Genomic DNA, 24480 nt, shown 5'->3' on the forward strand with positions numbered 1-24480 from the left:
CCCATGAGCGAACTACGCATCCACGGCCTGTCCAAATCGTTCGGATCGCATACCGTCCTGCACGACATCGACCTCACGGTGCGGCGCGGCTCGCGCCTCGCGCTGCTCGGCCCGTCCGGCAGCGGCAAGACCACGCTGCTGCGCGTGCTGTGCGGCTTCGAGCGCGCCGAGCGCGGCATCGTCGAGATCGACGGGCGCCGCGTGGCCGCGCCCGACGTGCACCTGCCGCCCGAACGGCGCCGGATCGGCTACGTGCCGCAGGAAGGCGCGCTGTTTCCGCACCTGTCGGTAGCCGACAACATCGCGTTCGGGCTGCCGCGCGCGGCGCGGCGGCGCCATCATCGCGTCGACGAACTGCTCGAGATGGTCGGGCTGCCCGCGTCGTACGCGCCCCGCGCACCGCAGCAGCTATCCGGCGGCCAGCAGCAGCGCGTGGCACTCGCGCGTGCGCTTGCGCCCGAGCCGTCGCTCGTGATCCTCGACGAACCGTTCTCCGCGCTCGACACGTCGCTGCGCCACGAAACGCGCAGCGCAGTGGCCGACGCGCTCGCCGCGGCCGGCGCGACGTCGGTGCTCGTCACGCACGACCAGCCCGAGGCGATGACGCTCGGCGACGAAGTGGCGGTGATGTGGCAAGGCAGGCTCGTGCAGACGGCCGCGCCGCAGACGCTGTACCGGCAGCCCGTCACGCGCGACGTCGCGTCGTTCGTCGGGCAGGCCGTGCTGCTCGCGGGCCACGTGCGCGATACGCGCATCGCCTGTGCGCTCGGCGAGTTGCCGCTCGTCGCGCCGCTGCCCGACGGGCCGGCCGACGCGATGCTGCGTCCCGAGCAGATCGGCATCGCGCCGGTCACGCAGGTCGACACGGCGCGCGGCCATACGGCGCGCGTCGAAGCCGCGCAGTTCGCGGGCCAGGATGCCGACGTGCTCGCGCGCCTCGATGCCGATCGCGACGTGCTCGTGCGGATCCGCGTGCCGGGACACCGGTGCCCGGCCGTCGGCGAGCGCGTCGCGTTGGCCGTGGACGGCGCGGTGATGGCGTACGCGCGCTGAGCGGCGCGGACCGTCGTCACGCGTCGCTATAAGTCACTACGCATCGGCGCAGCCCGCACCCGACAGCGGCCGGAAGATCCGGCCATCCGTCTCGACGGCCGCAGCCAGCAAGCGCGCGAGCCCCTTCGCGCCTTCGCGCATCACGACGTCGTGATTCCAGCGGAACAGCGGGCGCGCGAGCGGCTCGAGCCAGTTCATCCAGCGCACCTGCGTGCGGATGTGCCAGTCGTAGCGCACGACGGTGCGCACGCCGTCGCAGGCGAACGACCAGCGTCCGTCGCCTTCGATCGCGCCGCTCGCGCGGCCTTCGAGCGCATGCAGCCGCTCGACGCGCCGCACGCGCATGTCGAAGGTCAGCCGGTACGGCAACGCGCCCTTCCACGTGTACCGATGCAGTGCGCCGACGCCGCGCACGTCGCCATGCTCGAGCTCGACGGTGCGGACGGCGCCCTTCCACCAGTCGGGCCAGCGGTCGACCTGGTAGATCGCGTCCCAGACCGCCGCGAGCGGGGCGTCCACGCGCCACGTCGTCGAGAATCGGTATTCCGCCATGCAGCCTCCGGCATGTCCATCAGGAGAACGGATCAGTGCATCGGTCAGGGCGTGAAGAAGCGCTCGGGAAACGCAACGTCGATTTCCACGTCGTCGAGCGTCACGGTTTCGAGCGGCACGTCGTCATCGCCGGCGAAGCTGACGACCTTCAGCGGAAAACCGTCCTCGGCGTCCAGCCACAGCCGATAGCGATGCACGCCGTCGACCACGTGCGCGGGCGCACCGGTGACCGATACGCGCAGCGCCGTCCGGCCGCCGACGGCCTCCTCGCCCTCGGTCACCGTCGCGCCGCCCTGCTGCAGCGCATGCACGTTGCGCAGCAGTTCGCCGACGTCCGACCGGTCGACGCGGTGGCCGCTGCGGTCGCGCACGAGCGGATTGGACGGCGACAGCGTCAGCGCGGGCGGCGCGTGCGCGCCGAACGGGCGCAGCCGCACCTTGCCGTCGCCGGGATCGTACGCAAGCACCGCGCCGTGATGCGGCGACACGAAATCCATCCGGACGAAGCCCGGTTTCAGGTAGGCGTAGCGGATTTCGGTGTGCTCGCCGCTGCGCGCCGACGAGCGGATCGTCGCGCGGTACGAGCGGACATGGTCGAAATGCGCCTGGGCGACGGTCACGGGGTCGGCTGTCATGCTCGCTCCTATCAGGCTCGCGGCCAGCAACGCGGCGATCACGGCGCCGCCTCGACATCGAGCGCGCCTTCCATCCCGCGCTCGCGATGGCTCCTGAAAAACAGCAGCCGATGCGTGCAATAGTAGGCGAACCGGCCCGGTTGCGCCGGCGTGAAGCGGAACGTCTTCGGCGTCGTGCCGAGCTCGGTACGCACCGCGATGCCGGCCTGCGGCGGCGCATCGATCTCGAAGCTGTGCGGCACGACACCGGGCTCGGCCGACACGGTCAGCTCGACCGGCACGTGCGCGCGCACGATCACATGGTTCGGCCGGAAGAAATAGCTGCCGCCGACGATGGCAACCCGCTGCACGCCGTCGGCGTCGACCGGCACGCGCACGGGCGCCTCGCCTTCCGCCCGCGCGGTGGTCGCGGCCGCCGCGAGCGCCGCCTGCACGAGCACCTTCGTCATCGTCGTCTTCATCGCCTGGACTCCCTGCCGGCGTCGCGCGTCAGCTCCTCCACGCGTCGGTCGAGCCGCCGAGCGCGCCGCACGCCTCGATCGCGAGCTCGCGCAGCCGCCGTTCGTCGCCGCGGCCGGACAACGCATAGCCGATGCCGCGATCCGACCAGAAATACGTGTAGCGGCCGTCGGCCGACATCGACTGCGGCGCGAGATGCCGCGCATCGTAGGCGGTCACGTACAGCGTCACGCGCGCGCCGTCCGCGCGCTGGTACATGAACTGCGCGGCCGGCCCGCGATCGCCGGGGAGCAACCGGCCGCCCAGCAGCACGTAGCCGTATTCGTCGAGCGACGGTGCGCGCACGGGCCGCCCGACGCGCGCCGACAACCACGCGGCAAGCTGCGCGCGATCACCCGCGCCGACCTCGACCGGATGCTCGCGATCGGCTGCGTACACGGCATATGCGACATCGGCGCGCGCGGCGAACGCCGGATCGCTGCCGAATGCCATCCAACCCGCATGCAGCGCCACGCCGATCAAGAACCCGGCCGCCAGCGCCGCGCACGCATACGCGAATGCACGACGGCGCGGCGCGCGGCGCTGCACGAACAGCGCGGGCACCGCGCCCGGCAGCGGGAACAGTGCTTTCAGCGCGTCGCGCTGCGCGCGGTAATGCGCGAATCGTTCGGCTTCCTCCGGATCGGAGCGCAGGCGCTCGAGCATCTCGCGCTGCTCGTGCCCGGACAGCTCGCCGTCCAGCAATGCGGACAGCAGCTGCGCCGACGCGTCGTCATCCCGCTCGTTCGATGGCTTGTGCGGATCGTCCATCATGTTTTCCCGATCACCCGTAACGCGGCCGTGCCGTGCGACGACGGCTCGTCCGACAGCAGTGCGCGCATCTGCGCGCGCGCCCGCGCGAGCCGCGACATCACCGTGCCCACCGGTACGCCGAGCACCTGTGCGGCATCGCGATAGCTCAACTCTTCAAGCGCGACCAGCAGCAACACCTCGCGCTGTTCGACCGGCAGCCGGTACAGCGCGCGCTGCACGTCGCGCAGCACCAGCCCGCCGATCTCGCCGGCCGGCGCGGCCATCGTCTGCCAGGGTGCGGTGGCGTCGTCGACCGCGATCTCGTGCCGCGCGCGCAACTGGTCGATGAAACGGTGCCGCAACAACGTCAGCAGCCACGCGCGCAGGTTGCCTCCATCGCGCGGCGGCCGGTTCAGCGCACGCTCGAGCGTGTCCTGCACGAGATCGTCCGCCCACGCGCGGTCGCCCGTCAGCGCACGCGCATAGCGCGTGAGATGCGGCAGCCACACCAGCAGATCCGATTCGTAGCTCATCAGGAAGCCTTGCGCATCAGCGTCGCCGCGCGGTCACGGGCGCGCGACGTGCCACATGCCGCCGATCCCGTCGCCGCCCGCATCGCCGGCCTTGCGGTCCATCTTCCAGCGATACAGCGGGCGCCCGCGGTACGCCCATTGCTTCTTGCCGTCGTCGCGCGCGACGAGGCTCAGTGCGCCCGATGCCTTGTCGTACGCGTCCGCGATCGCGGGCGGCCAGTTCGCCGCGCATGCGCTGTCGCACGCGCTCTTGCCCGGCGCGTCGCGATCGAACACGTAAAGCGTCATGTGCGCCTCGTCGACCAGTTTCCCGTCGCCGACCTGCGGCGGTTCCGCGGCCGCCGGCCGCACGATCGCCGCCGTCAGCGCGGCGGCAAAGAGTATCCGCTTCATTCCCGTTCTCCTTGGCAGGACCTCATGGCACGCACCGCCGGACGGGACGATCGGTTTCGTTGCAACCATTATCCCGCCGGCCGTGCCGGAACTCGGTAGGTAAACGGACGGCGGGAATCGGTTATTCCATGCTGCGCCGCAACGATCGGCGGCGGTCATTCATGCGACGAAAGACAGCGGGAAGCCCGAAAAGACAACGCGGCATGACATCGCTGTCATGCCGCGTTGCGCGACCCGTATGGCACGACCGTCGCGCACGGCGGCCGATGCGGCGCCGCCGTGCGGGGCCGGCCGGTTACTTCGGCAGTGCGCCGGTCAGCGACTGGAGCAGCGTCGTCACCGGTGCGAGCGGGTTGTTCGGCGAGCCGTTGCCCGAATGCGGCGTCACCGACAGGCTCGGCGCGGAACCGAGCGCCGTACCCACCGACGTGCCGACCGCATTGACGACCGTCGCCGTCGAGTTGGCACCCGTCGTCAGCAGCGAGCCGACTGCGCCCGCCGTGCCGCCGGCCGCGTTCGCGCCCGCGCCGAGCAGGCTGCCGCCTGCCGCTGCCGTCGAGCCGGCCGCGCCGGACAGCGCGCCGGCCGCCTGGCCGAGTGCCGCCGGACCGCTCGCGAGTGCGCCCGTTACCGAACCGAGTGCACCGGTCAGTGCGCCGGCCGGGTTGCTGCCGCCCGTCAGGCCGTTCACGAGGTTCGTGATCGGTGCGATCGGGCTGTTGCCCGCCGCGCCCGACAGCGCGCCGACGACCTGGTTGACGACGCCTTGCACCGGCGCCAGCGGGTTCGAGCCGCCGAGGCTGCCGAGTGCGCCCGTCACCGAGTTCAGCGCGCCGGTCAGTGCACCGGCCGGATTGCCGCCGCCGAGCGTGCCGACCACCTGGTTGACGACGCCCTGCACCGGCGCCAGCGGATTCGAGCCGCCCAGCGCGCCGAGCGCGCCTGTAACCGAGCCGACCGCGTTGCCGAGTGCGCCCGTGGCCGCGCCGACCGCGTTGCTCAACGTGCCGGCCGGGTTGCTGCCGCCGAGCGTGCCGACGACCTGGTTGACGACACCCTGCACCGGCGCCAGCGGGTTCGAGCCGCCGAGGTTGCCGAGCGCGCCCGTCACCGAGCCGAGCGCACCGGTCAGCGCACCGGCCGGATTGCCGCCGGGCAGCGCGTTCTGCAGGCCATTGACGAGGTTCGTGATCGGCGTGATCGGGCTGCCGCCTGCACCCGACAACGTGCCGACGACCTGGTTCACGACGCCTTGCACCGGCGCCAGCGGATTCGCGCCGCTGAGCGCCCCCGTCACCGAGTTCAGCGCGTTCGTCAGTTCACCGGCCGGATTGCCGTTGCCGAGCGTGCCTGCGAGCTGCGTGACGACGCCTTGCACCGGTGCCAGCGGGCTCCCTGCGCCGCCGAGGTTGCCGAGCGAGCCCGTGATCGTGTTGACCGCGTTGCTCAGCGCGCCGGTCGGGTTGCCGCTGCCGAGCGTACCCGTGACCTGGTTGACGATGTTCTGGATCGGCGTGATCGGGTTCGAACCGCCGCCGAGGCCACCCAGTGCGCCCGTCACCGTGCCGAGTGCGCCGGTCAGTGCGCCTGCCGGGTTGCCGCCGCCGAGCGCGCCCGTTACCTGGTTCACGACGCCCTGGACCGGCGCCAGCGGATTCGAGCCGCCGCCGATACCGCCCAACGTGCCCGTTACCTGATTCACGACGCCTTGCACCGGTGCCAGCGGGTTCGAGCCACCGCCGAGGCCACCCAGTGCACCCGTGACCGTGCCCAGTGCGCCAGTCAGCGCGCCTGCCGGGTTGCCGCCGCCGAGCGCACCCGTCACCTGATTCACGACACCTTGCACCGGCGCCAACGGGTTCGAGCCGCCGCCGATACCGCCCAGCGCGCCCGTCACCGTGCCGAGTGCGCCGGTCAGTGCGCCTGCCGGGTTGCCGCCGCCGAGCGCACCCGTGACCTGATTCACCACGCCTTGAACCGGTGCCAGCGGATTCGAACCACCACCGATACCGCCCAGCGCCCCCGTTGCGGTGCCGAGCGCATTGCTCAGCGCGCCAGTCGCCGTATTGAGCGCACCGGTCAGTGCACCGGCCGGATTGCCGCCGCCGAGCGCGCCCGTCACCTGATTCACCACGCCTTGGACCGGCGCCAGCGGATTCGCACCGCCGCCGATACCGCCCAGTGCACCGGTCACCTCGCCCAGCGCACCCGTCAGCGCGCCGGCCGGATTGCCACCACCCAGCGCACCCGTCACCTGATTCACCACACCCTGCACCGGCGCCAGCGGGTTCGATCCACCGCCGACGTTACCCAGCGCACCCGTCACGGTGCCAACCGCATTGCTCAGCGTCCCCGTCGCCGTATTCAGCGCACCGGTCAACGCACCTGCCGGGTTGCCGCCATTGAGCGCACCCGTCACCTGGTTCAACACACCCTGGACCGGCGCGAGCGGCTGCACCGTGCCGCCACCACCCAGTGCGCCTGTCACCGCCCCCACGGCGCCCGACAGCACTTGTCCCGGATCGCCGAGCGACGTCTGGATCGCACCCGACCCGCCCGCCGTCACGGTGATCGAGCCCAGCGGCGACGTACCCGTGGCGACCAGCCCGACCGACACGCTGTTCGTCGGCGGGTTGACGATCACTTGCGGGATCGGCAGCGAATCGAGGGCGCCCGCCATCGCGGAACCCGAAGCCAGTACCCCGAACACCGTCGCGACCGACAGCGCCACACCCGTCAATTTGAAATTGTGTCCCATCGTTATTTTCCCCATCTCGGTTGGCACTACGTTGATAAAGCATGGGGACGGATTGCACGAAGCGTGCCAATTCAAAAAACGGATTGATTTGTCTGTCGATTTTTCTGCAATAACGATTTTTTAATCGATTTCGGACGAAATTCACGGGTTGCGACGGGTTGACGGACCTCAATCGTCTGATGAAAAAGGCCCGTGAAGCACGGATGTAACGTAACGTTTGCGAGCCCCGTAGTAACGTGTTCCGGTACATTCCACGTAACGCCGGAACACCTGATCGAGATGGTGCGCCACACCATCAGGGCCGGCTGCCCATTACGCATTTCAGCAATATGAAAATGCATTGATAAATCGCGGATTTACCGATTTTCTTTATTTCGCGATTATCTTTCTTGCCGATTACGCAGACCATTTCCGATCGCGTGGCTTTCGATTATCCGGATAGCAAAATGAAATACTGTGAATGCCGTCAAGCGATCGGCATACAGGCGGCAACGCAAGGCGGCGGCAGGCGCTGCCTCGCCTCGCCGCCGGTCAGCCGAAGCGCGCGGGCCGGTACGGATGGGGATCGATATAGGTCGGCGCGCCCGTCATCATTTCGGCGAGCAGGCGCCCGGTCGCGGGGCCGAGCGTGAGCCCGTGGTGGGCATGGCCGAACGCGAACCACAGATGGCGATGGCGCGGCGCGGGCCCGATCACCGGACGCATGTCGGGCGTGCACGGCCGCATCCCGAGCCACGGCTCGGGATCGAGCCGCTCGCCGATGCCGAACGCGTCGCGCGCCAGCGGTTCGGCGCGCGCGAGCTGCACGCCGGTCGGCGGCGCGCCGCGCAGCGCGATCTCGACGCCCGTCGTGAGCCGCAGGCGGCCGCCCTCCATCGGCGCGACGACGAAGCCTTCCTCGGTATCGCACACGGGCACGCTCAGCGGCGTGCGCGTCGGCCGGTAATGCATGTGGTAGCCGCGCTTCGCGCGCAGCGGAATGCGGTAGCCGAGCGGCGCGAACACGTGATCGGACCACGGCCCGAGCGCGACCACGGCCGAACGTGCCGAAATCGGCCCGTGTTCGGACCCGACCTGCCAGCCGCCGTCCACCTGCACGAGCGTCTTCGCATCGCCGCACGCGAACGTGCCGCCATCGCGCTCGAACAGCCGCGCGTAGGCCTTGGTCAGCCCGCCCGGGCTCGATACGGTCTTCGGGTCCTGCCAGTGGAAGGCGCCGCAGAATGCGTCGCCGATGCCGGGCTCGAGATCGCGCAGCGCACGCGCGTCGAGCACGGCCATCCGCAGCCCGTGCGCGTCGGCCACGCGCTGCTGCGCGCGCGCTTGCGCGTCGAACAGCGCGGGCGAACGGAACGCCTCGATCCACCCGCCGTCGTGCACGAGCGGCTGGGCATCGGTACGCGCGAGCAGCGCGTCGTGTTCGACCACGCTCGCCGCGACGAGCGGCAGCAGGTCGCGCGCAGCGACGGCGAGCCGCTGCGGCGACGATTCGCGCCAGAACCGCGCGAGCCAGCCGGCATACGCGGGCAGCGCGCGGTAATCCCAGTACAGATCGACCGAGCGGTTGCGCGCGTAGCGCAGCAGCGTGCCGAGCCGCCGCGGAAACGCGTACGGCACGACCGACGAGCGCTCGATCAGCCCGGCATTGCCGTGGCTGGTTTCCTCGCCGGGCGCGCGCCGGTCGACGAGTGCGACGCGCAGCCCGCGATCCTGCAGGTGCAGCGCCGACGACACGCCGACGATGCCGGCCCCCAGAACGATGACGTCGAAATCCATGGTTCCCCGTCCTGCGTCGAGATTCGATGCGCCGCGCGCCGACCCCGCGGCCGGCGCGCGGCGGTGCTTACTTCGCGATGATGTCGCGCTTGAAGTACTTCTGCGACAGCGCGCTCAGCGTGCCGTCCTTTTTCAGCGCGTCGAGCGCGCCGACGATCTTCGCCTGCAGCGCCTTGTCGTTCTTGCGCATCCCGAAGCCCGTGCCTTCGCCGAGCGTCGCCGGATCCTTCAGCGCGTCGCCGACGATCTGGTAGTCGCGGCCGGCCGGCTTGTCGAGGAACCCGTCCTGCGCGGTCTGCGCTTCCTGCACGGCCGCGTCGAGCCGCCCCGCGACGAGATCGGTGTAGATCTGGTCCTGATCCTGGTACGACACGACGGCCACGCCCGCATTGGCCCAGTGCGCCTTCAGGAAATCCTCCTGCGACGAACCCTGCAGCACGCCGACGTGCTTGCCGCGCAGGCTCGCGACGTCGGGCCGCAGCGGCGAGCCGTGCTTCGCGACCATCACGATCGGCACCACATAGATCGCCGGCGTGAAGTCGATGCTCTGCTTGCGCTTCGCGGTGATGTTCATCGCCGAATTGATCGCGTCGAACTTGCGCGCCTGCAGCGCCGGAATCAACCCGTCGAACGCATTCTCGACCCACACGCATTTCATGTTCAGCTTCGCGCACACCGCGTTGCCGACGTCGACGTCGAAACCCTGCAGCTGGCCGGCCGGCGTCTTGCTCTCGAACGGCGGATAGGCGGCTTCGATGCCGAAGCGCAGCGTGGTCTGTTCCGCATGGGCCGTGACGGCCGCGCACGCGAGCGCCGCAGCGGCGCAAAGGGAAAGCTTCCAGTTCATGACGGTCCTTCTGTTCCGGATTGAGGCGAGGAAGATCGGTCGCACGACGCCGTCGGACAGGCGCCCGATCGGCATTCGATGCAGGCAGCAGCCGCCAGGCGACGTGCCGTGTCCTGCAGGCGAAATATAGACTTAAAGTCTACTCTAGACTATAGGGGTTACGAGAATCGTGCGCTGTCGAGCCAGATCGAAATTTCTGCACTCCACGATATATGCCTTTGATTTACCGACACTTTTCTCAAAAATCGCGGCGTAATCCAGTCTCGAAAAAGAAAAATTCTCCAGGCTTCGTTTGTCTATATTAGACTTTTCGTCCATCACGAACATTGCCGGACACCGTCTTTCGAGACAGTTCTGTCCGGCCCCCACCGGAGATGTCCCCATGACGCAAACCGTCCCGACCCTGCCGCTGACCGTCGACGAAGCCGCCGTGCGCGCGGCGTTGCCGTCGCTCGACGTGCTCGGCACGCTGCGCCGCATGTTCGCGTCGCTCGCCGCGGCGCGCGCGGTGCAGCCGCCGCAGACGCTCACGCTGTTTCCCGGCCAGGCCGGCGACTTCATCACGTATCTCGGCGCGCTCGCCGATGCGCAGGTGTTCGGCGCAAAACTGTCGCCGTACGTCGTGACGGGCGGCAAGCCCGACGGGAGACCAATCGTCACTGCCTGGACCGCGCTGATGTCGATGCAGACCGGCCAGCCGCTGATGTGGTGCGACGCGGGGCTGCTGACGATCGAACGCACGGCCGGCACGACGGCGCTCGCGGTCGACTGCCTCGCGCCGCGCGATGCGCGCCGCCTGGCGATCGTCGGCGCGGGCACGGTCGGTCTCGCGCACCTGCGGCACACGGCGGCGCTGCGCGACTGGGAGACGATTCGCGTGTATTCGCCCGCGCTGGCCCGCGATGCCGCACAGCAGGCGAAGCTCGCCGAACTCGATCCGCGCGCCCGTGCGGCGGCGAGCATCGAAGCCTGCGTGCGCGACGCGGACGTCGTGATGCTGTGCACGTCGTCGGGCACGCCCGTGCTCGGCGACGGGATGCTCACGCGCCCGACGCTCGTCACGTCGATCAGCACGAACGTCGCGCGCGCGCACGAAATCCCGCCCGCCTGGCTGCCCGACATGGACGTCTACTGCGACTACCGCCACACGACGCCCGCCAGCGCCGGCGAGATGCAGATCGCGGCGGCCGACCACGGCTGGGAGGCCGGGCGGATCGTCGGCGACCTGCCCACGCTCGTCGCCGGCACCTGCGCGGCGCCGTCGCGCACGCGTCACGTGTTCTTCCGGTCGATCGGCCTCGGGCTGGAGGACATCGCGATCGCGCACGCGCTGTACACGCATCTGACGCGCGCATGAGCGGCACGCGCACGCGAGGCCGATACAATGGCGCAACCGCCGCGGCAGCCGCGCGCGGGCGCACGGGCATGCCGGCCACCGGTGCGCCCGCACGCCGGCCCGACGCGCCGCCCGGCCTCCGCCCACCCGAGATCGCGACACCGATGCGCAAGAAGCAATCCCCCGTCAAAGACCTGCTGCTCACCCGCTATGCGCCGATCGCCGACGGTATCGCCGCGCTGTTCTTCCCGTACGCGGAAGTCGTGATCCACGACCTGCACGACCAGACCGTGCTGTATCTCGCGAACAACCTGTCGAAGCGCGAGGTCGGCGACGATTCCGCGCTCGAGGAGATCGATCATTCCGCACGCGAGCGCGTGATCGGCCCGTACGAGAAGCTGAACTGGGACGGCCGGCGGATGCGCTGCGTCAGCAACGTGCTGTTCGACGACGAAGGCCACCCGGCCGGGATGATGTGCATCAACTTCAACATCGCGGTGTTCGACGAGGTCCGTACGACGCTCGACCTGTTCATCAAGGGCGCGGGCGTCGTCGCCCAGCCCGACGAACTGTTCCGCGACGACTGGCAGGAGCGCATCAACACGTTCCTGCACGGCTGGCTGCGCGAGCGGCAGGTCGGACTGAACGGGCTCACGCGCGAACACCGGCGCGAACTCGTCGAGGCGCTGTACGCGGAAGGCGCGTTCCGCGGCAAGAGCGCGGCGAACTACGTCGCGAACGTGCTCGGGATGGGGCGCGCGACCGTCTACAAGCACCTCAAGCACCTGAAGGAAACGCAAGGCGACGCGTAAGCGGCCGATCGCGACGACGGCCGGCGCCGGTCATCGCTACCGCGCCGCGGTTTCCGTGCCTATGCTTCGTGATACGTCGGGCCGGACCCCGCCGCGCGGGCACGGCTGCGACCAAGCGTCGATGCATAAAGTGATATAGTCCCGGTTACACTTTTTTGCCGCCCTGGACCGCCCATGACGACCGCTCCCGCCCCGACTGCCCGCCCGACCCTGACCATCGAAATCTGGTCCGACCTGATCTGCCCGTGGTGCTGGATCGGCAAGCGCCGCTTCGACGAGGCGCTGGCCGCGTTCGCGCACGCCGACCGCGTCGACGTCGCGCTGCGCGCATACCGGCTGATGCCCGGCCAACCCGTCGAGCCGGTCGAGGCGATGCTCGCAGGCAAATACCGGATGTCGCCCGCACAGGTCGACCAGATGCTGCGCCAGGTGACCGATGCGGCCGCGAGCGTCGGGCTGCGCTACGACCTGCCCGGCACGCTCGTCGGCGACACGCTCGACGGCCACCGTCTCGTGAAGCTCGCGGAAGCGACGGGCCGAGCGCACGCGCTGACCGAACGGCTGTACCGCGCGTATTTCTGCGAACACGGCTCGCTGTTCGATCACGCGGAGCTGACCGAATTCGCGGTCGAAGCCGGGCTCGAGCGCACGGCCGTTGAAGCCGTGCTGCGCAGCGATGCATACCGCGACGAAGTCGAAGCCGACATCGCGCGCGCCGCGCAGATCGGCGGGCGCGGCGTGCCGCTGTTCGTGTTCGGCGGCCGCTATGCGGTGTCGGGCGCCCAGCCGGCCGACGCATTCGCGCAGGCGCTCGACCAGGCGTGGCGCGACGGCATCGTCGAACTGGACGGCGCCGACGCCGCGGCCTGCGGCCCCGACGGCTGCGAACTGCCGGCGCGCCCGTAACGCGCAACGCCTTCCCAAGCTTGCGGCGCGCCTTTCCGCGGGCTTGCCACTACGCGCCGCTCCTGCCACAAACCGGCAGGAAGCCCGCGTCCTTGACCTCTACAATGCATCCTTCGAACAACCATCAGAAGGTTGCAGCCCCATGACCCACGGGATCCACAGCGGGAAGCGCTGGTACGCGCTGATCGTCCTCTGCCTCGGCGTACTGATGATCGTGCTCGACAGCACGATCGTGAACGTTGCGCTGCCGTCGATCAGCACCGACCTCCATTTCACCGAAACGGCCCTCGTGTGGGTCGTCAACGCGTACCTGCTGACGTTCGGCGGCTGCCTGCTGCTCGGCGGCCGGCTCGGCGACCTGTACGGCCAGCGGCGCATGTTTCTCGCGGGCCTCGTCGTGTTCACGCTCGCGTCGCTCGCATGCGGCCTCGCGCAATCGCAGACGATGCTGATCGCCGCGCGCGCGGTGCAGGGGCTCGGCGGCGCGGTGGTGTCGGCCGTGTCGCTGTCGCTGATCATGAATCTCTTCACCGAACCCCGCGAGCGCGCACGCGCGATGGGCGTGTACGGCTTCGTGTGCGCGGGCGGCGGCAGCATCGGCGTGCTGCTCGGCGGGCTGCTGACGAGTTCGCTGTCGTGGCACTGGATCTTCCTCGTCAACCTGCCGATCGGCATCGCGGTCTATGCGATGAGCGCGGCGCTGCTGCCGCGCATGCGCGCGCCGGCCGGCACCGCGCGGCTCGACGTCGCGGGTGCGCTCACCGTGACCGCGTCGCTGATGCTGGCCGTCTACGGGATCGTCGGCGGCAACGAGGCCGGCTGGCTGTCGGCGCAGACGGTCGCGCTGATCGGCGCGGCCGCCGTGCTGCTCGCACTGTTCATCGCGATCGAGGCGCGCACCGCGCATCCGCTGATGCCGCTCTCGCTGTTCGCCGCGCGCAACGTCGCGCTCGCGAACGTGATCGCCGTGCTGTGGGCAGCCGCGATGTTCGCGTGGTTCTTCCTGTCGGCGCTGTACATGCAGCGCGTGCTGCAATACGGGCCGCTGCAGGTCGGGCTCGCGTTCCTGCCGGCGAACCTGATCATGGCCGCGTTCTCGCTCGGGCTGTCGGCGCGGATCGTGATGCGCTTCGGCATCCGCGGCCCGATCACGGCCGGCCTGCTGATCGCGGCCTGCGGCCTCGCGCTGTTCTCCCGCGCGCCGGTCGACGGCGGCTTCGTGTGGCACGTGCTGCCCGGCATGACGCTGCTCGGCATCGGCGCGGGTATCGCGTTCAACCCGGTGCTGCTCGCCGCGATGAGCGACGTCGACCCGGCCGATTCGGGGCTGGCGTCGGGGATCGTCAACACCGCGTTCATGATGGGCGGCGCGCTCGGCCTCGCGGTGCTCGCGAGCCTCGCGACCGCCCGCACCGATGCGCTCGCGGCAGCGCAGGCCGCGCCGCTCGCCGCGCTGAACGGCGGCTACCACGCGGCATTCGCGTTCGGCGCGGTGTTCGCCGCCGTGGCCGCGCTGATCGGCCTCGCATTGCGCATCCGGCGGCAGGCAACCGTCGAAAGCGTCGGCCCCGCGATGCACTGAGCGACGGCAGCAGCGGTCGAACCGGGGCGCGCACTGTCGCGCCCTTTTTTTCGCTTGCCGGGCGCGGCGCGCGGCGGATTCGCCATGCGTTCCGGTCCGACGGCCATCCATCGGCCGCACTGCCATTCAAACGCCCGTTTCGCCGTTGTCCTGCCGGCCGCCGCGCCGGCCTTCCCGGCCGATTTTTAACGCAGTCGTACGTTGACGCGTCACTTTTGCGACAATGGCGGACTTTGACGCGCGCGCCACGGCCACGCGCCGCCCCGAACACCGCATAACCGCCTGGTTCCGATGTCGCTTCCCCATATCGATCTGCTGTACTCCCTGTCCGGCCTGTTCGTCGGCATTCTCGTCGGCCTGACGGGCGTCGGCGGCGGTTCGTTGATGACGCCGATCCTCGTGCTGCTGTTCGGCGTGCACCCTGCGACGGCGGTCGGCACCGACCTGCTGTACGCGGCCGCGACCAAGGCCACCGGCACGCTCGTCCACGGCCTGAAGGGATCGATCGACTGGCGCATCACGCTCCGGCTCGCGGCGGGCAGCGTCCCGGCCGCAGCCGTCACGCTGTGGTGGCTGCATACGCACGGGATGAACACGCCGGGCACCGCGCGGATGATCCAGCTCGTGCTCGGCATCGCGCTGCTGCTCACGTCGCTCGCGCTGATCTTCCGGCCGCAACTCACCGCGTTCGCCGCGCGCAACCCGCTCGCGCCGAGCCCCGCGCGCACGCTGTGGTCGACCGTGCTGACGGGCGCCGTGCTCGGCGTGCTCGTGTCGATGACGTCGGTCGGCGCCGGCGCGATCGGCGTCACCGTGCTCCTGCTGCTGTATCCGATGCTCGCGACGACCCGCATCGTCGGTTCCGACATCGCGCACGCCGTACCGCTCACGCTGGTCGCCGGCATGGGCCACTGGCTGCTCGGCTCGGTCGACTGGTCGATGCTGCTGTCGCTGCTGCTCGGCTCGCTGCCGGGCATCGTGCTCGGCAGCCTGCTGTCGGCGCGCGCGCCCGAGCGGCTGCTGCGCAACCTGCTCGCCTCGACGCTCGTCGCGGTCGGCGTGCGGCTCATTCTCGCGTAAGCCGCTTCTCGCCGCCCTTGACGGCAAACGCCCGCCGTGCCGACCGTCTGAATACCTGCAGGCCCACAAAAATCCTCAATAGAGGGCTGTTCATCCCCCTTTTAAGGATGATGCGACGCCGTCACCCGCGACTTGCGCCGGCGTGCATCGTCAGACGAGACGATGCCCCGGAAGTCCATGACTCCGGGGCATCGCGAGGCACTTCTGCGGCATCGTCAACGCACGCGCTCGAAGCGTCGGGACGCATGAGCAGGTGCGCTTTTCACGTCGGGCGGCACCCGCCGCCCGCAATGCCTACTGCCCCTGCTGCTGCAGTTTCTGCTGCTTGAGCTGCTGCGTGCGCGCCTGCAGCTTCAGCACGCGCTGCAGTGCGGTACGGTTCGCGAGGATGCCGTCGTAGAAGTTGGCGAGATCGCCCTTCAGCGCGGTCCGGGACGCGTCGTTCAGGTAGATCATGTGGCCCGACGGGTAGTTCTTGATCGTCAGGTTCTGCGCCTTGATCGTCGGATCGAGCGGCATCTGCGCGAGTGTCAGCTCCGTCTGGTGGAACGGCGTGACGGAGTCGAAATAGCCGTTCGCCGACAGCACCTTCAGGTCCGGGTTCACGCTCATCGTCGATGCCAGGTCGCCGGCCGTGTACAGCGTATTGCCGCCGCCCTTGTTCGCGCCGGTCGGGTCCGTGTGGCTAAAGTCCCAGTTGTTGAAGACCTGGTCGTTCAGGTCCACGAACGACGACGTCGACGTGTACTTGAGGTCGGTGTTGATGTAGCTGTTCCACAGCACCGTGTACGCGCCGCCGACGTTCGTGATCGACGGATCGTTGCTGCCCGAGTTCGGCAGGATGTACGGCGCGATGCCCTTGCCCGTGAAGTTCGCGCGACCGTCGTACTGGCCGATCTGCGTGCCCGGCACGAGCGTCAGGAAGAACGTGTACGGCGGGTTGTCGTCCGACGACGGCACGTTGCCGAGCGCGGCCGGGTTGCCGAAGGTCTGGATCAGCGACGTCGGGTCCGTGCCGATGTACGCGCCCATCTGCTGCGCGGTCTGCAGGTTCAGGTTCAGTCGCACGTTGACGAAGCCGCCGTCCTGCGGGTTCGGCTTCTGCGCAAGCGGCGCGAGCGTGTTGTCCGCGTAGTTGCGGGCCTGGACCATGTATGCGTCGAGATCGGTCGGCGTCGGGTTGAGCGTCGTCTTCTTCCAGTAGAACGCATCGGCCGCGAGCGTCGGGAACGTGCCCGGCGCGGACAGCGCGTTCGCGTAGTCGAGGATCGACGACTGCAGCGTGATCCCGTTCAGGTCGATGCCGTCCTCATGCAGCACCCACGACACGACCGCGCTGCGCGCGGTGCCGTACGACTCGCCGTACAGGAACTTCGGCGAATTCCAGCGCAAATACTTGGTCAGGTAGCGCTGGATGAAGCGGTCGATCGAGTGCGCATCCTGGTCGGTGCCCCAGAAGTCCTTGTTCTTCGCCGGGGCGATCGCCGTCGAGTAACCGGTGCCGACCGGGTTGATGAACACGAGGTCGGTGCGGTCGAGCAGGCTGTCCGGGTTGTCGAGCAGCTTGTACGGCGCGGGCGGCGTGAAGTTCGGGAACGACGACTGCAGGCGCTTCGGCCCGTACGAGCCGAGCAGCAGGTAGACCGACGACGAGCCGGGGCCGCCGTTGTAGAAGAACGTGACCGGGCGCGGCTTCGACGGGTCCGGATTGTCCTGCGTGTACGCGACGTAGAACATCTTCGCGTTCGGTGCCGACGTGACCGGATCGATCGTCGTCAGGTGCCCCGTGGTGGCCGTGTACTTGATCGTCTTGCCGCCGATCGTGACCTGGCGGTGCACGACCGCGGCGCCTTCGGTCGAATCCGTGACCGCGTCGTTCGGCCCGGTGCCGTACACGTCGGTATCGACGTAGGGCTGGTCGGCCGCGGCGGCGGCCGTTGCGTTGGTGGTGGCCTGCGTGCTGCCGCTGGACGTCGCGGCCGCCGCGGCGGCCGATGCAGCCGGGCTCGGCCCGTCGTCGCCGCCGCATCCCGTGACGAGCAGCGCCGCGGCCGCTGCTGCGGCGAGCGGCACGCTCAAGGTCGTTCCGAATAGCGCGAAACCGTCTTTCAAGGACTTCCGTGTCGTCATTATTGCCTCTCGAACAGAACGATAAATACCGCCGGTCGCAAAGGATCATTTGCGCCGGCGCTCCGCACCGGGAATGCATTCGTTATGCGACGCATTCCGAGTTTTTTACCGAATCGGCGAATACCGACCGGCATGATTTACCCCACCCATGTTCTTGCAACCGCACAATGGAATCAATTCCATTGCAAACGACAATTCAATAATCCGCAGCAATACGAATCCATTTCGCGCATTTGCATACGCACAAAATCGACAGCAAAAGCGTGCCCTGCAAAGCCCGCCCGGCAAGGCCGCTCCGCTTCGAACAGACGAACAATCCCCCTCGGCGAGATGCCGATTAATCGCGAAACGGCGATCAATCGCAGCTCGAGCCGATTTAATAAAATCGAAAGGGTCGATTAATTAAATGGAAAGAAATATCTCGTATCTGGAATTTATTAAATTAAGTGAAAATACCGGCGCATATTAAGTTCCGGATTTAATGCCGTAAAGTAACAATTTGTTACGGCGCTCGCCATTCGGATAAATGGCCGTTCGGGACCGATTCCATGCCGCAAAAAGAAAAAAGCCGGACGACTGTCCGGCTTCGCGGGGCGATGCTGCGGGTGCCGTCAGAGCGGCACGTCGATCGTGCCTGCGCCCGTCGTGATCGCGTTCGCGCCCGGCGCGGCCGAGATCGGCGGCAGGTTCGCGCTCGTCAGCGCCGGCGCGGCACCCGGCGTGCCGCCGCGCGGCACCGTGCGGATCACCTGCGATGGCGGCAGCGGCGCGTCGCTCTTCAGGTGCTTCCACATCAGGTTCAGCGCCTGCAGGTTGTAGTAGTGGACCGGCACGAAGCGCGTGTCGAAGCCCGCAACCGGCAGGAACGCGTCGAAGTGCTGGCCGTTCGTCACCTCGTAGAACACGAGCCGGCTGCGCCCGGCTTCGCTGATGCCGTTCTGCGCGACATACGCACGCGATGCGTGGTTCACCGGCACGAGCGCGTCGCTGCGGCCCTGCACGATGATCGCCGGCTTGCCCTGCAGGTTCGCGTTCACGCGCACCGCATCGACGTTCGCGGGCATCCCGAGCATCCCGTTCGTCCACAGCTGGCGCAGGCACGCCGCGCCCGCGAAGCTCGCATCGGGCGTCGCGAGCCGGTGGTCGACACCTGCGCCGTTGTTGAACACGAGGTCGATGCCGGCCGTCGGCGGCACGCCGTTGCCGACGCCGAACACGGCCGGCATCGGCGACGTGGCAGGCGCCGCGACCGCACCGGTCGCCGGATTGATCGTCGCGAAGCTGAAGTTGCACAGGTTGTCGGTAACGCGCGAGCGCGTGTACGCGTTCGCATAGGTGACCGCGATCGCCGGAATCGCCTGCGAATCCCACATCGGCGCCTGCAGCAGGTCGGAATCGGCCAGATAGCCGGCCGCGTGGAGCTGCGCGAGCGCGTCGGCCGCCTGGCTCTGCGTGTCGGCGCCCGCCACCAGCCCGGCCGCGGCGAGCGTCGCGCAGCGCTGCGTGCGGATCGACTGCGTGGTCGCGGCCGGCAGCGCGCTCAGGTACGGCGCGCCGGCGAGCGACGCCGACGCGGCCGCGCACGGCTGCAGCAGGTTCGCGAGCGTCGCGTAGTCGGCCAGCGGCCGGCCGAACGACGGCACCGGCTGGCCGCCCGTGCGCACGACCGCATTCGGCGCCATCCGCACGTTGACCTGCGGCTCGCCGACCACCACCGCGGTAATCCAGCCGCGGTTGTCCTGCTCGGCCGCCGCGAGCGACGCGCCGCCGCCGTTGCTGACCGACGCGGCAATCGTCGTGATGTCGCCCGCGCGATAGCGCACGCCGTGATGCGAGCCGTCGATCAGCGGTCCGAACTGCTCGTTGAGTGCCCAGTACGCGAACTCGACCGACTGCAGCGTCACGCGCCCCCAGTCCTGCTCGGGATTCTGCTGCGAATGCGCGTGCTTGAATGCGTAGCGGTTCGGGAAGCGGCTGTTGAACGCGGCGAGGTCGCCGCTCGTCACGTTCGCGGTGAACAGGCTCGCGGTGCCGGCCAGCACGGCGTTCGCGAGCGTGCCGTCGATCAGCGTCACGGTGTCGGAGCCGAGCTCGTGCGCGCCGTTGCCGCCGCCCTTGTCGTTGTAGGCGACCGCGCAGCCGCGCTTGAGCGCCCACTCGCCGGCCGCGGAGATCGCGCCGTACACGCCGCGCGAGCCCGACGACGTCGCGGTGACGATGCAGGGCTGTGCCGGATCGAAGCTGGCGGGAACCTGCACGAGCAGCGTCACGTTTTTGGTGCCGCTGCCGTCATCGGAATACGCGAGATATTCGGTGCCGGCGATCTTGCCTTCGCCGAGCGTGTCGTTGCCGTCGAGATCGACGTTCGGCCCCCAGAAGCGGCCATAGCCGCCATTCACGCTCATGTCGACGAGCGCGCGGTAGTTCGACCAGATGGCCAGGCGGCGCAGTTCGGCGCTCGTCGGCCGCGACGCGTTCGCGAAGCCGGGCGCGGTGGCCGTGCCGAGGCCCGTCTTGCCGAGGCCGGCCGTCAGCAGGTCGTCGCTCGCGCCGTCGTAGGCCGTCGTGCGCACGCTGCCGGACACGAAGCCGGGCAACCGGTTGCGCTCGGCCGAATCGTCGCCGTTGCAGGCGCCGAGCATCGCGACCGCGGCCAGCGCCGCACCCCACACCACCCGCCTGCCCCACCCGAGTTTCGTCATCGCCGCCCCCTCGATATCGTTATCGGTCCGCCGCCGCGCCGCGCGCGGCTGTCGGCCTTTGAAGCGCAAACGGGCCCCGGCATGCCGGGGCCCGCCTGGAAACGGGCGCGCGCGACGCTCGCGCGCCGCCGCCCGGCGTTACTGCTGCTGAACCGTCAGCTTGTTCGAGACCGACGTCACGCCGCTCACGCCCTTCGCCGCCTCTTCCGCCTTGTCGATCTGAGCCTGGTCGGGCACCGTGCCCTCCAGCGTGATCGCGCCGCCCTTCGAACGCACGACGATGTTCGCCACGTCGATGCCGCCTGCCTTCGTAATGGCCTTGCGCACCGCGTAGCCGAGCTTGCGGTTCGCCTTCTTCGCGGTTTTCGCGGCGGCCTTCGGCGCGCTCGTCGCGGCCGCCGGCGCTTCCGTTGCCGCTGCGTCGCTCGACTGCGCATATACGCTGCCCGACAGACAGGCCGCCACGGCGGCGACACCCAACGCTCTCAACACGATCGACTTCATGCTATCTCCTTATCACTCCGGAACGGCCGTGCACAGTACGGCCGAATACCCCCAAAAACAGCCGGCCCGCGCGCGAACGGGCGGGACAGCCGGTGTTTTCCACGGCGATACGAGAGAGGCGTCACGGGCCGGCGGCCGGCGCTCGCTGAAAGCGGGCCGGCCGGGCCGGGCAGCCGCCGGCCGGACGCGCCCGGTCTCATTGCGTGCCGGGTCGCGCGCGAATCGGGCGCGGCTGCGTCGCACAATGTAATCCAGCGCCCGCCGAAGCGCAAAGCTTTTGACGCGCGGCCGCCCGCCGCTGTCGCCGGCGCGCCGCGCCGGGCGCCCGACTCGCGCATGCGCGGTGAAACCGGGTACCATCGCCGCGAGAATCCACATCGCCCGTGACAACCGCCCGACCGTCACCGATGCGTCATGCCAGCGTCATCCGCCGACCCCATGAAGCCTGCCCGCCCTCGCCCGCCCCGCCGCATCCTCGCCCGCTTCGTCGCGGTGTCGTGGCGCGACCTCGCGCTGTCGATCGGCCCGACCGTGCTGCTCGCCGCCGCGGCCGTCTGGCTCGCGGTCAAGCTGATCCAGCCGGCGCCGCCGTCCACGCTCGTGATCTCGTCCGGCCCGCCCGGCAGCACGTACTGGAACGCCGCGCAGAAGTACAAGGCGATCCTCGCGAAGAACGGCGTCACGCTCGACGTCCAATCGTCTGAAGGGTCCGCGCAGAACCTCGCGCGGCTGTCGAACCCGAACGCGCCGGTCGACGTCGGTTTCGTGCAGAGCGGCGTCGGCCCGAAGGAGCGCGACGAACACCTCGTGTCGCTCGGCAGCATCGGCTACGTGCCGCTCGCGATCATGTACCGCGGCCCGGTCGTCGCACGCCTGTCCGACTTCAAGGGCAAGCGGCTCGCGCTCGGCGCGGAAGGCAGCGGCGCGCGCGAGCTGAGCCTCGCGCTGCTGAAGATGAACGGCATCGTGCCCGGCGGCCCGACCGAGCTGCTGCCGACCGCCGGCGAGGACGCGGCAACCGCGCTGCTCGACGGCAAGATCGACGCGGCGTTCCTGTCCGGCGATTCGACGCAGATCCCGGTGATGGCGAAACTGTTCCGCGCGCCGGGCGTGCACGTGTATTCGTTCACGCAGGCCGAGGCCTACGCGCGGCGCTTTCCGTACCTGACCGCGATCACGCTGCCGATGGGCGTCTACGATCTCGGCCACAACCTGCCGCCCGCCGACATCCACACGGTCGCGCCGACCATCGAACTCGTCGCACGCGACTCGCTGCACCCCGCGCTGTCCGACCTGCTGATCGAGGCCGCGCGCGAGGTGCACGGCCACGCGACGATCCTGCAGCACGCGGGCGAATTCCCGTCGCCCGTCACGCGCGGGTTCCCGCTGTCCGACGACGCCGCGCGCTACTACAAGTCGGGCAAGACCCTCCTGTACCGGCGGCTGCCGTTCTGGGTCGCGAGCCTGGTCGACCGGCTGCTGGTCGTGGTCGTGCCGCTGATCGTCGTGCTGATCCCCGGGCTGCGGCTCGTGCCGTCGCTGTACGGCTGGCGCGTGCGCTCGCGCATCTACCGCTGGTACGGCGCGCTGATCGCGCTCGAGCGCCGCGCGCTCGGCGAGCACACGGCCGAGGAGCGCGTGCAGTTGCTCGACGAGCTGGACGACATCGAGGAAGCCGTGAACCGGATGAAGATGCCGCTGGCCTACGCCGGGCAGTTCTACGTGCTGCGCGAGCACATCGGCTTCGTGCGCGAACGGCTCACCGCGCACGACCATGACACGCCGGCGGGCACGCCGGGCGCCAGCGGCCCGCCGAATGCGCGCGCCGAGGCCGCGCCGCCGGGCGGCACGCCCCCTCGGGCGACTCCCGGTTCCGCGTGAGCGGACGATCCGCGATCATTGCTGCATGCGCGTGCCGCCGCGTAACATGGAGGCCGCCGCCAGGCGCCGCACGCCCCACCCTCTGGAGAACGACATGACAACCGGCCTCGACACCGCCCAACCCGCCTGGTTCTTCGACTTCGTGTCGCCGTTCTCGTATCTGCTGCTCGAGCAGCATGACAAATGGCCGGACGTGCCGTTCGAACCCGTGGCCGTGTCGCTGGCCGACCTGCAGCGCCACTGGGGCCAGCGCGCGACCGCCGACGTGCCGGCCAAGCGCGTGTTCACGTACCGTCACGCGCTGTTTCGCGCGGAACAGCTCGGCATCCGCTTCAAGATGCCGCCCGCGCACCCGTTCGATTCCGACAAGCTGCTGCGCCTCGCGATCGCGCTGCGCGCCGATATCGCGACCGTGCTGGAAATGTTCCGCTTCATCTGGCGCGACGGCAACGATCCGTCGACGCCGGAAGGCTTCGCGGCGCTGTGCGAGCGCGTCGGCGTCGGTCACGGCGACGAGCTGATCGAATTCGAGGAAACCACCGCGCAACTGGTCCGCAACAATGCCGACGCGATCGCGCTCGGCGTGTTCGGCGTGCCGACGTTCTGGATGAACCAGCAGCTGTTCTGGGGCGAGGACGCGCTGCCGATGGTGCTGTACTGCGCACGCACGCCGAACTGGCTCGAATCGCGCGAGGTCAAGCGGATCAGCACGCTGCCGAAGGGCCGTGCGTGATGGCCGGTATCACGCACGCCAACGCGCGGCTGCGGTAAGGTTACGCGTCACCCGAACACCCCCAACCGATGGAAGACGACGACCGTACCGCCTCGCTCGACATCTGGCTCGTGCGCGTCTTGCGCACGCTGCTGCTCGAGCGCAGCGTCACGCAGGCCGCGCTGCGGCTGAACCAGACCCAGCCCGCGATCAGCACCGCGCTGCGCAAGCTGCGCGAGACGCTGAACGACCCGATCCTCGTGCGCGGCAAATCCGGCATGGTGCCGACCGAATACGGTGCATCGCTGCTCGAGGCCGCGCAGCGCGCGCTGCGTGAGGTCGACTTCATCGCGACGCCGCACGGCGACTTCGATCCGTCGTCCGCGCGACGCACGTTCCGCGTCGCAGCGCCCGACTATCTGAACGATTTCTTCATGCCGACGCTGATCGAGCGCTTTCGCGACGCGGCGCCGCATGCGCACCTGGAAATCGATTCGCTGAATCCCGCGCTCGACCACGCGGGCGCGCTCGAATCAGGCGCGCTCGATCTCGTGATCGGCAACTGGCCGAAGCCCGACCCGCAGTTCGCGCGCCAGGACCTGTTCTCCGACACGATCGTGTGCCTGATGCGCGACGCACATCCGCTCGCTCGCGTGCCGCTCACGCGCGAAGCGTACGCGTCGGCGGCGCACGTCGCACCGACTCCGTACACCGGCGACAAGCGCAACGCGATCGAAATCGGCCTCGCACGCGCGCGCCTCACGCGGCGCATCGTGACGACGCTGCCGTACTTCGGCATCGTGCCGCAGGTGCTGCTGCAGTCGGACCTGATCTTCACGACGACGCGCCGCTTCGCGACGCACTATGCGCAGTTGCTGCCGCTCGTCGTCGTCACGCCGCCCGTGCCCTTTCCGCGCATCAAGAGCTACCTGCTCACGCATCCGCAGCCCGACCGGCCGACCGACATCGCGTGGCTGTGCGCGCTGATGCAGAGCGTGTCCGACGAGCTGACGGTCGCCCGCACGCGCAAGCGCTGA

General features: G+C 69.2%; 21 protein-coding genes. 9 read left to right on the plus strand and 12 right to left on the minus strand.

All coding sequences use genetic code 11. From position 1 onward, the window contains the following. The first annotated feature begins 3 nt into the window (after positions 1-3). Positions 4-1053 (plus strand): ABC transporter ATP-binding protein, encoded by a 1050-nt coding sequence (locus tag DIE03_RS08185; protein WP_124449192.1) that lies wholly within the window; start codon positions 4-6, stop codon positions 1051-1053. A gap of 36 nt (positions 1054-1089) precedes the next feature. Here the strand turns inward: DIE03_RS08185 and DIE03_RS08190 are convergent, their stop codons facing one another. From DIE03_RS08190 to DIE03_RS08235, 9 genes are all read right to left on the minus strand, one after another. Continuing rightward, complete coding sequence (locus tag DIE03_RS08190) at positions 1090-1605, minus strand: SRPBCC family protein (protein ID WP_124449194.1); 516 nt, start codon at positions 1603-1605, stop codon at positions 1090-1092. Between the two features lie 44 nt (positions 1606-1649). After that, positions 1650-2282 carry a DUF1571 domain-containing protein gene (locus DIE03_RS08195; RefSeq protein WP_124449196.1) on the minus strand — a complete coding sequence of 211 codons (633 nt, stop codon included), beginning with the start codon at positions 2280-2282 and terminating at the stop codon, positions 1650-1652. Continuing rightward, positions 2279-2701: a quinol oxidase gene (locus DIE03_RS08200; RefSeq protein WP_124449198.1), complete on the minus strand. Its 423-nt coding sequence runs from the start codon at positions 2699-2701 to the stop codon at positions 2279-2281. Before DIE03_RS08200 ends, DIE03_RS08195 begins: the two co-directional genes overlap by 4 nt. Before the next feature lie 28 nt (positions 2702-2729). Continuing rightward, positions 2730-3512: an anti-sigma factor gene (locus DIE03_RS08205; protein ID WP_124449200.1), complete on the minus strand. Its 783-nt coding sequence runs from the start codon at positions 3510-3512 to the stop codon at positions 2730-2732. Continuing rightward, a complete protein-coding gene (locus DIE03_RS08210; RefSeq protein ID WP_124449202.1) occupies positions 3509-4024 on the minus strand; it encodes a sigma-70 family RNA polymerase sigma factor in 516 nt (171 codons plus the stop codon). Before DIE03_RS08210 ends, DIE03_RS08205 begins: the two co-directional genes overlap by 4 nt. Positions 4025-4057: 33 nt before the next feature. Further along, a complete protein-coding gene (locus DIE03_RS08215; protein ID WP_124449204.1) occupies positions 4058-4417 on the minus strand; it encodes a hypothetical protein in 360 nt (119 codons plus the stop codon). 295 nt (positions 4418-4712) lie between these two features. After that, complete coding sequence (locus tag DIE03_RS08220) at positions 4713-7175, minus strand: hypothetical protein (protein WP_124449206.1); 2463 nt, start codon at positions 7173-7175, stop codon at positions 4713-4715. 531 nt (positions 7176-7706) lie between these two features. Then, complete coding sequence (locus tag DIE03_RS08230; RefSeq protein ID WP_124449208.1) at positions 7707-8951, minus strand: FAD-binding oxidoreductase; 1245 nt, start codon at positions 8949-8951, stop codon at positions 7707-7709. Between the two features lie 67 nt (positions 8952-9018). Beyond that, entirely contained in the window at positions 9019-9798 is a 780-nt protein-coding gene (locus tag DIE03_RS08235) for an ABC transporter substrate-binding protein (RefSeq protein ID WP_124449210.1), read from the minus strand. A 382-nt stretch (positions 9799-10180) separates the two neighbouring features. On the opposite strand from DIE03_RS08235, the gene DIE03_RS08240 reads away from it, so the two are divergent. The 5 genes from DIE03_RS08240 (at position 10181) to DIE03_RS08260 (ending at position 15514) form a co-directional block, all read left to right on the plus strand. Next, the gene (locus DIE03_RS08240) at positions 10181-11155 is read left to right on the plus strand and encodes an ornithine cyclodeaminase family protein (RefSeq protein WP_124449212.1); all 975 of its coding nucleotides are present in this window, start codon (positions 10181-10183) and stop codon (positions 11153-11155) included. Beyond that, positions 11152-11946 carry a transcriptional regulator gene (locus tag DIE03_RS08245; protein ID WP_124449214.1) on the plus strand — a complete coding sequence of 265 codons (795 nt, stop codon included), beginning with the start codon at positions 11152-11154 and terminating at the stop codon, positions 11944-11946. The genes DIE03_RS08240 and DIE03_RS08245 overlap by 4 nt, the downstream gene beginning before the upstream one ends. A gap of 174 nt (positions 11947-12120) precedes the next feature. Then, the gene (locus DIE03_RS08250; RefSeq protein ID WP_124449216.1) at positions 12121-12852 is read left to right on the plus strand and encodes a DsbA family oxidoreductase; all 732 of its coding nucleotides are present in this window, start codon (positions 12121-12123) and stop codon (positions 12850-12852) included. A gap of 142 nt (positions 12853-12994) precedes the next feature. Then, complete coding sequence (locus tag DIE03_RS08255; RefSeq protein WP_124449218.1) at positions 12995-14434, plus strand: DHA2 family efflux MFS transporter permease subunit; 1440 nt, start codon at positions 12995-12997, stop codon at positions 14432-14434. A 291-nt stretch (positions 14435-14725) separates the two neighbouring features. Further along, the gene (locus tag DIE03_RS08260) at positions 14726-15514 is read left to right on the plus strand and encodes a sulfite exporter TauE/SafE family protein (RefSeq protein ID WP_124449220.1); all 789 of its coding nucleotides are present in this window, start codon (positions 14726-14728) and stop codon (positions 15512-15514) included. A gap of 294 nt (positions 15515-15808) precedes the next feature. Here DIE03_RS08260 and DIE03_RS08265 read toward each other — a convergent pair whose 3' ends face one another. From DIE03_RS08265 to DIE03_RS08280, 3 genes are all read right to left on the minus strand, one after another. After that, positions 15809-17644, minus strand: a complete 1836-nt coding sequence (locus tag DIE03_RS08265; protein ID WP_124449222.1) for a S10 family peptidase — start codon at positions 17642-17644, stop codon at positions 15809-15811. A gap of 611 nt (positions 17645-18255) precedes the next feature. Then, positions 18256-20346 (minus strand): D-(-)-3-hydroxybutyrate oligomer hydrolase, encoded by a 2091-nt coding sequence (locus DIE03_RS08275; RefSeq protein WP_124449226.1) that lies wholly within the window; start codon positions 20344-20346, stop codon positions 18256-18258. A 138-nt stretch (positions 20347-20484) separates the two neighbouring features. Continuing rightward, positions 20485-20850, minus strand: coding sequence for a BON domain-containing protein (locus DIE03_RS08280; RefSeq protein ID WP_089424630.1), 366 nt, complete (start codon positions 20848-20850; stop codon positions 20485-20487). Between the two features lie 438 nt (positions 20851-21288). On the opposite strand from DIE03_RS08280, the gene DIE03_RS08285 reads away from it, so the two are divergent. The 3 genes from DIE03_RS08285 to DIE03_RS08295 all read left to right on the plus strand — a co-directional run bounded on the left by DIE03_RS08285 (position 21289) and on the right by DIE03_RS08295 (position 24480). After that, positions 21289-22731: a TAXI family TRAP transporter solute-binding subunit gene (locus DIE03_RS08285; RefSeq protein WP_124449228.1), complete on the plus strand. Its 1443-nt coding sequence runs from the start codon at positions 21289-21291 to the stop codon at positions 22729-22731. A 94-nt stretch (positions 22732-22825) separates the two neighbouring features. After that, on the plus strand, positions 22826-23464 hold the full coding sequence (locus tag DIE03_RS08290; RefSeq protein WP_124449230.1) for a 2-hydroxychromene-2-carboxylate isomerase: 639 nt from the start codon (positions 22826-22828) through the stop codon (positions 23462-23464). Positions 23465-23532: 68 nt separating this feature from the next. Further along, positions 23533-24480, plus strand: coding sequence for a LysR family transcriptional regulator (locus DIE03_RS08295; RefSeq protein WP_124449232.1), 948 nt, complete (start codon positions 23533-23535; stop codon positions 24478-24480).

Source organism: Burkholderia sp. Bp8992, assembly GCF_003853705.1.
GTDB lineage: Bacteria > Pseudomonadota > Gammaproteobacteria > Burkholderiales > Burkholderiaceae > Burkholderia.

Bases quoted from the DNA above. Each gene is read 5' to 3' on its own strand.
- DIE03_RS08215 (WP_124449204.1), bottom strand. From the start codon at position 4,417: ATGAAGCGGATACTCTTTGCCGCCGCGCTGACGGCGGCGATCGTGCGG.
- DIE03_RS08290 (WP_124449230.1), top strand. From the start codon at position 22,826: ATGACAACCGGCCTCGACACCGCCCAACCCGCCTGGTTCTTCGACTTC.
- DIE03_RS08255 (WP_124449218.1), top strand. From the start codon at position 12,995: ATGACCCACGGGATCCACAGCGGGAAGCGCTGGTACGCGCTGATCGTC.
- DIE03_RS08260 (WP_124449220.1), top strand. From the start codon at position 14,726: ATGTCGCTTCCCCATATCGATCTGCTGTACTCCCTGTCCGGCCTGTTC.
- DIE03_RS08265 (WP_124449222.1), bottom strand. From the start codon at position 17,644: ATGACGACACGGAAGTCCTTGAAAGACGGTTTCGCGCTATTCGGAACG.
- DIE03_RS08200 (WP_124449198.1), bottom strand. From the start codon at position 2,701: ATGAAGACGACGATGACGAAGGTGCTCGTGCAGGCGGCGCTCGCGGCG.
- DIE03_RS08205 (WP_124449200.1), bottom strand. From the start codon at position 3,512: ATGATGGACGATCCGCACAAGCCATCGAACGAGCGGGATGACGACGCG.
- DIE03_RS08220 (WP_124449206.1), bottom strand. From the start codon at position 7,175: ATGGGACACAATTTCAAATTGACGGGTGTGGCGCTGTCGGTCGCGACG.
- DIE03_RS08240 (WP_124449212.1), top strand. From the start codon at position 10,181: ATGACGCAAACCGTCCCGACCCTGCCGCTGACCGTCGACGAAGCCGCC.
- DIE03_RS08230 (WP_124449208.1), bottom strand. From the start codon at position 8,951: ATGGATTTCGACGTCATCGTTCTGGGGGCCGGCATCGTCGGCGTGTCG.
- DIE03_RS08185 (WP_124449192.1), top strand. From the start codon at position 4: ATGAGCGAACTACGCATCCACGGCCTGTCCAAATCGTTCGGATCGCAT.
- DIE03_RS08285 (WP_124449228.1), top strand. From the start codon at position 21,289: ATGAAGCCTGCCCGCCCTCGCCCGCCCCGCCGCATCCTCGCCCGCTTC.
- DIE03_RS08210 (WP_124449202.1), bottom strand. From the start codon at position 4,024: ATGAGCTACGAATCGGATCTGCTGGTGTGGCTGCCGCATCTCACGCGC.
- DIE03_RS08295 (WP_124449232.1), top strand. From the start codon at position 23,533: ATGGAAGACGACGACCGTACCGCCTCGCTCGACATCTGGCTCGTGCGC.
- DIE03_RS08190 (WP_124449194.1), bottom strand. From the start codon at position 1,605: ATGGCGGAATACCGATTCTCGACGACGTGGCGCGTGGACGCCCCGCTC.
- DIE03_RS08275 (WP_124449226.1), bottom strand. From the start codon at position 20,346: ATGACGAAACTCGGGTGGGGCAGGCGGGTGGTGTGGGGTGCGGCGCTG.
- DIE03_RS08235 (WP_124449210.1), bottom strand. From the start codon at position 9,798: ATGAACTGGAAGCTTTCCCTTTGCGCCGCTGCGGCGCTCGCGTGCGCG.
- DIE03_RS08280 (WP_089424630.1), bottom strand. From the start codon at position 20,850: ATGAAGTCGATCGTGTTGAGAGCGTTGGGTGTCGCCGCCGTGGCGGCC.
- DIE03_RS08250 (WP_124449216.1), top strand. From the start codon at position 12,121: ATGACGACCGCTCCCGCCCCGACTGCCCGCCCGACCCTGACCATCGAA.
- DIE03_RS08245 (WP_124449214.1), top strand. From the start codon at position 11,152: ATGAGCGGCACGCGCACGCGAGGCCGATACAATGGCGCAACCGCCGCG.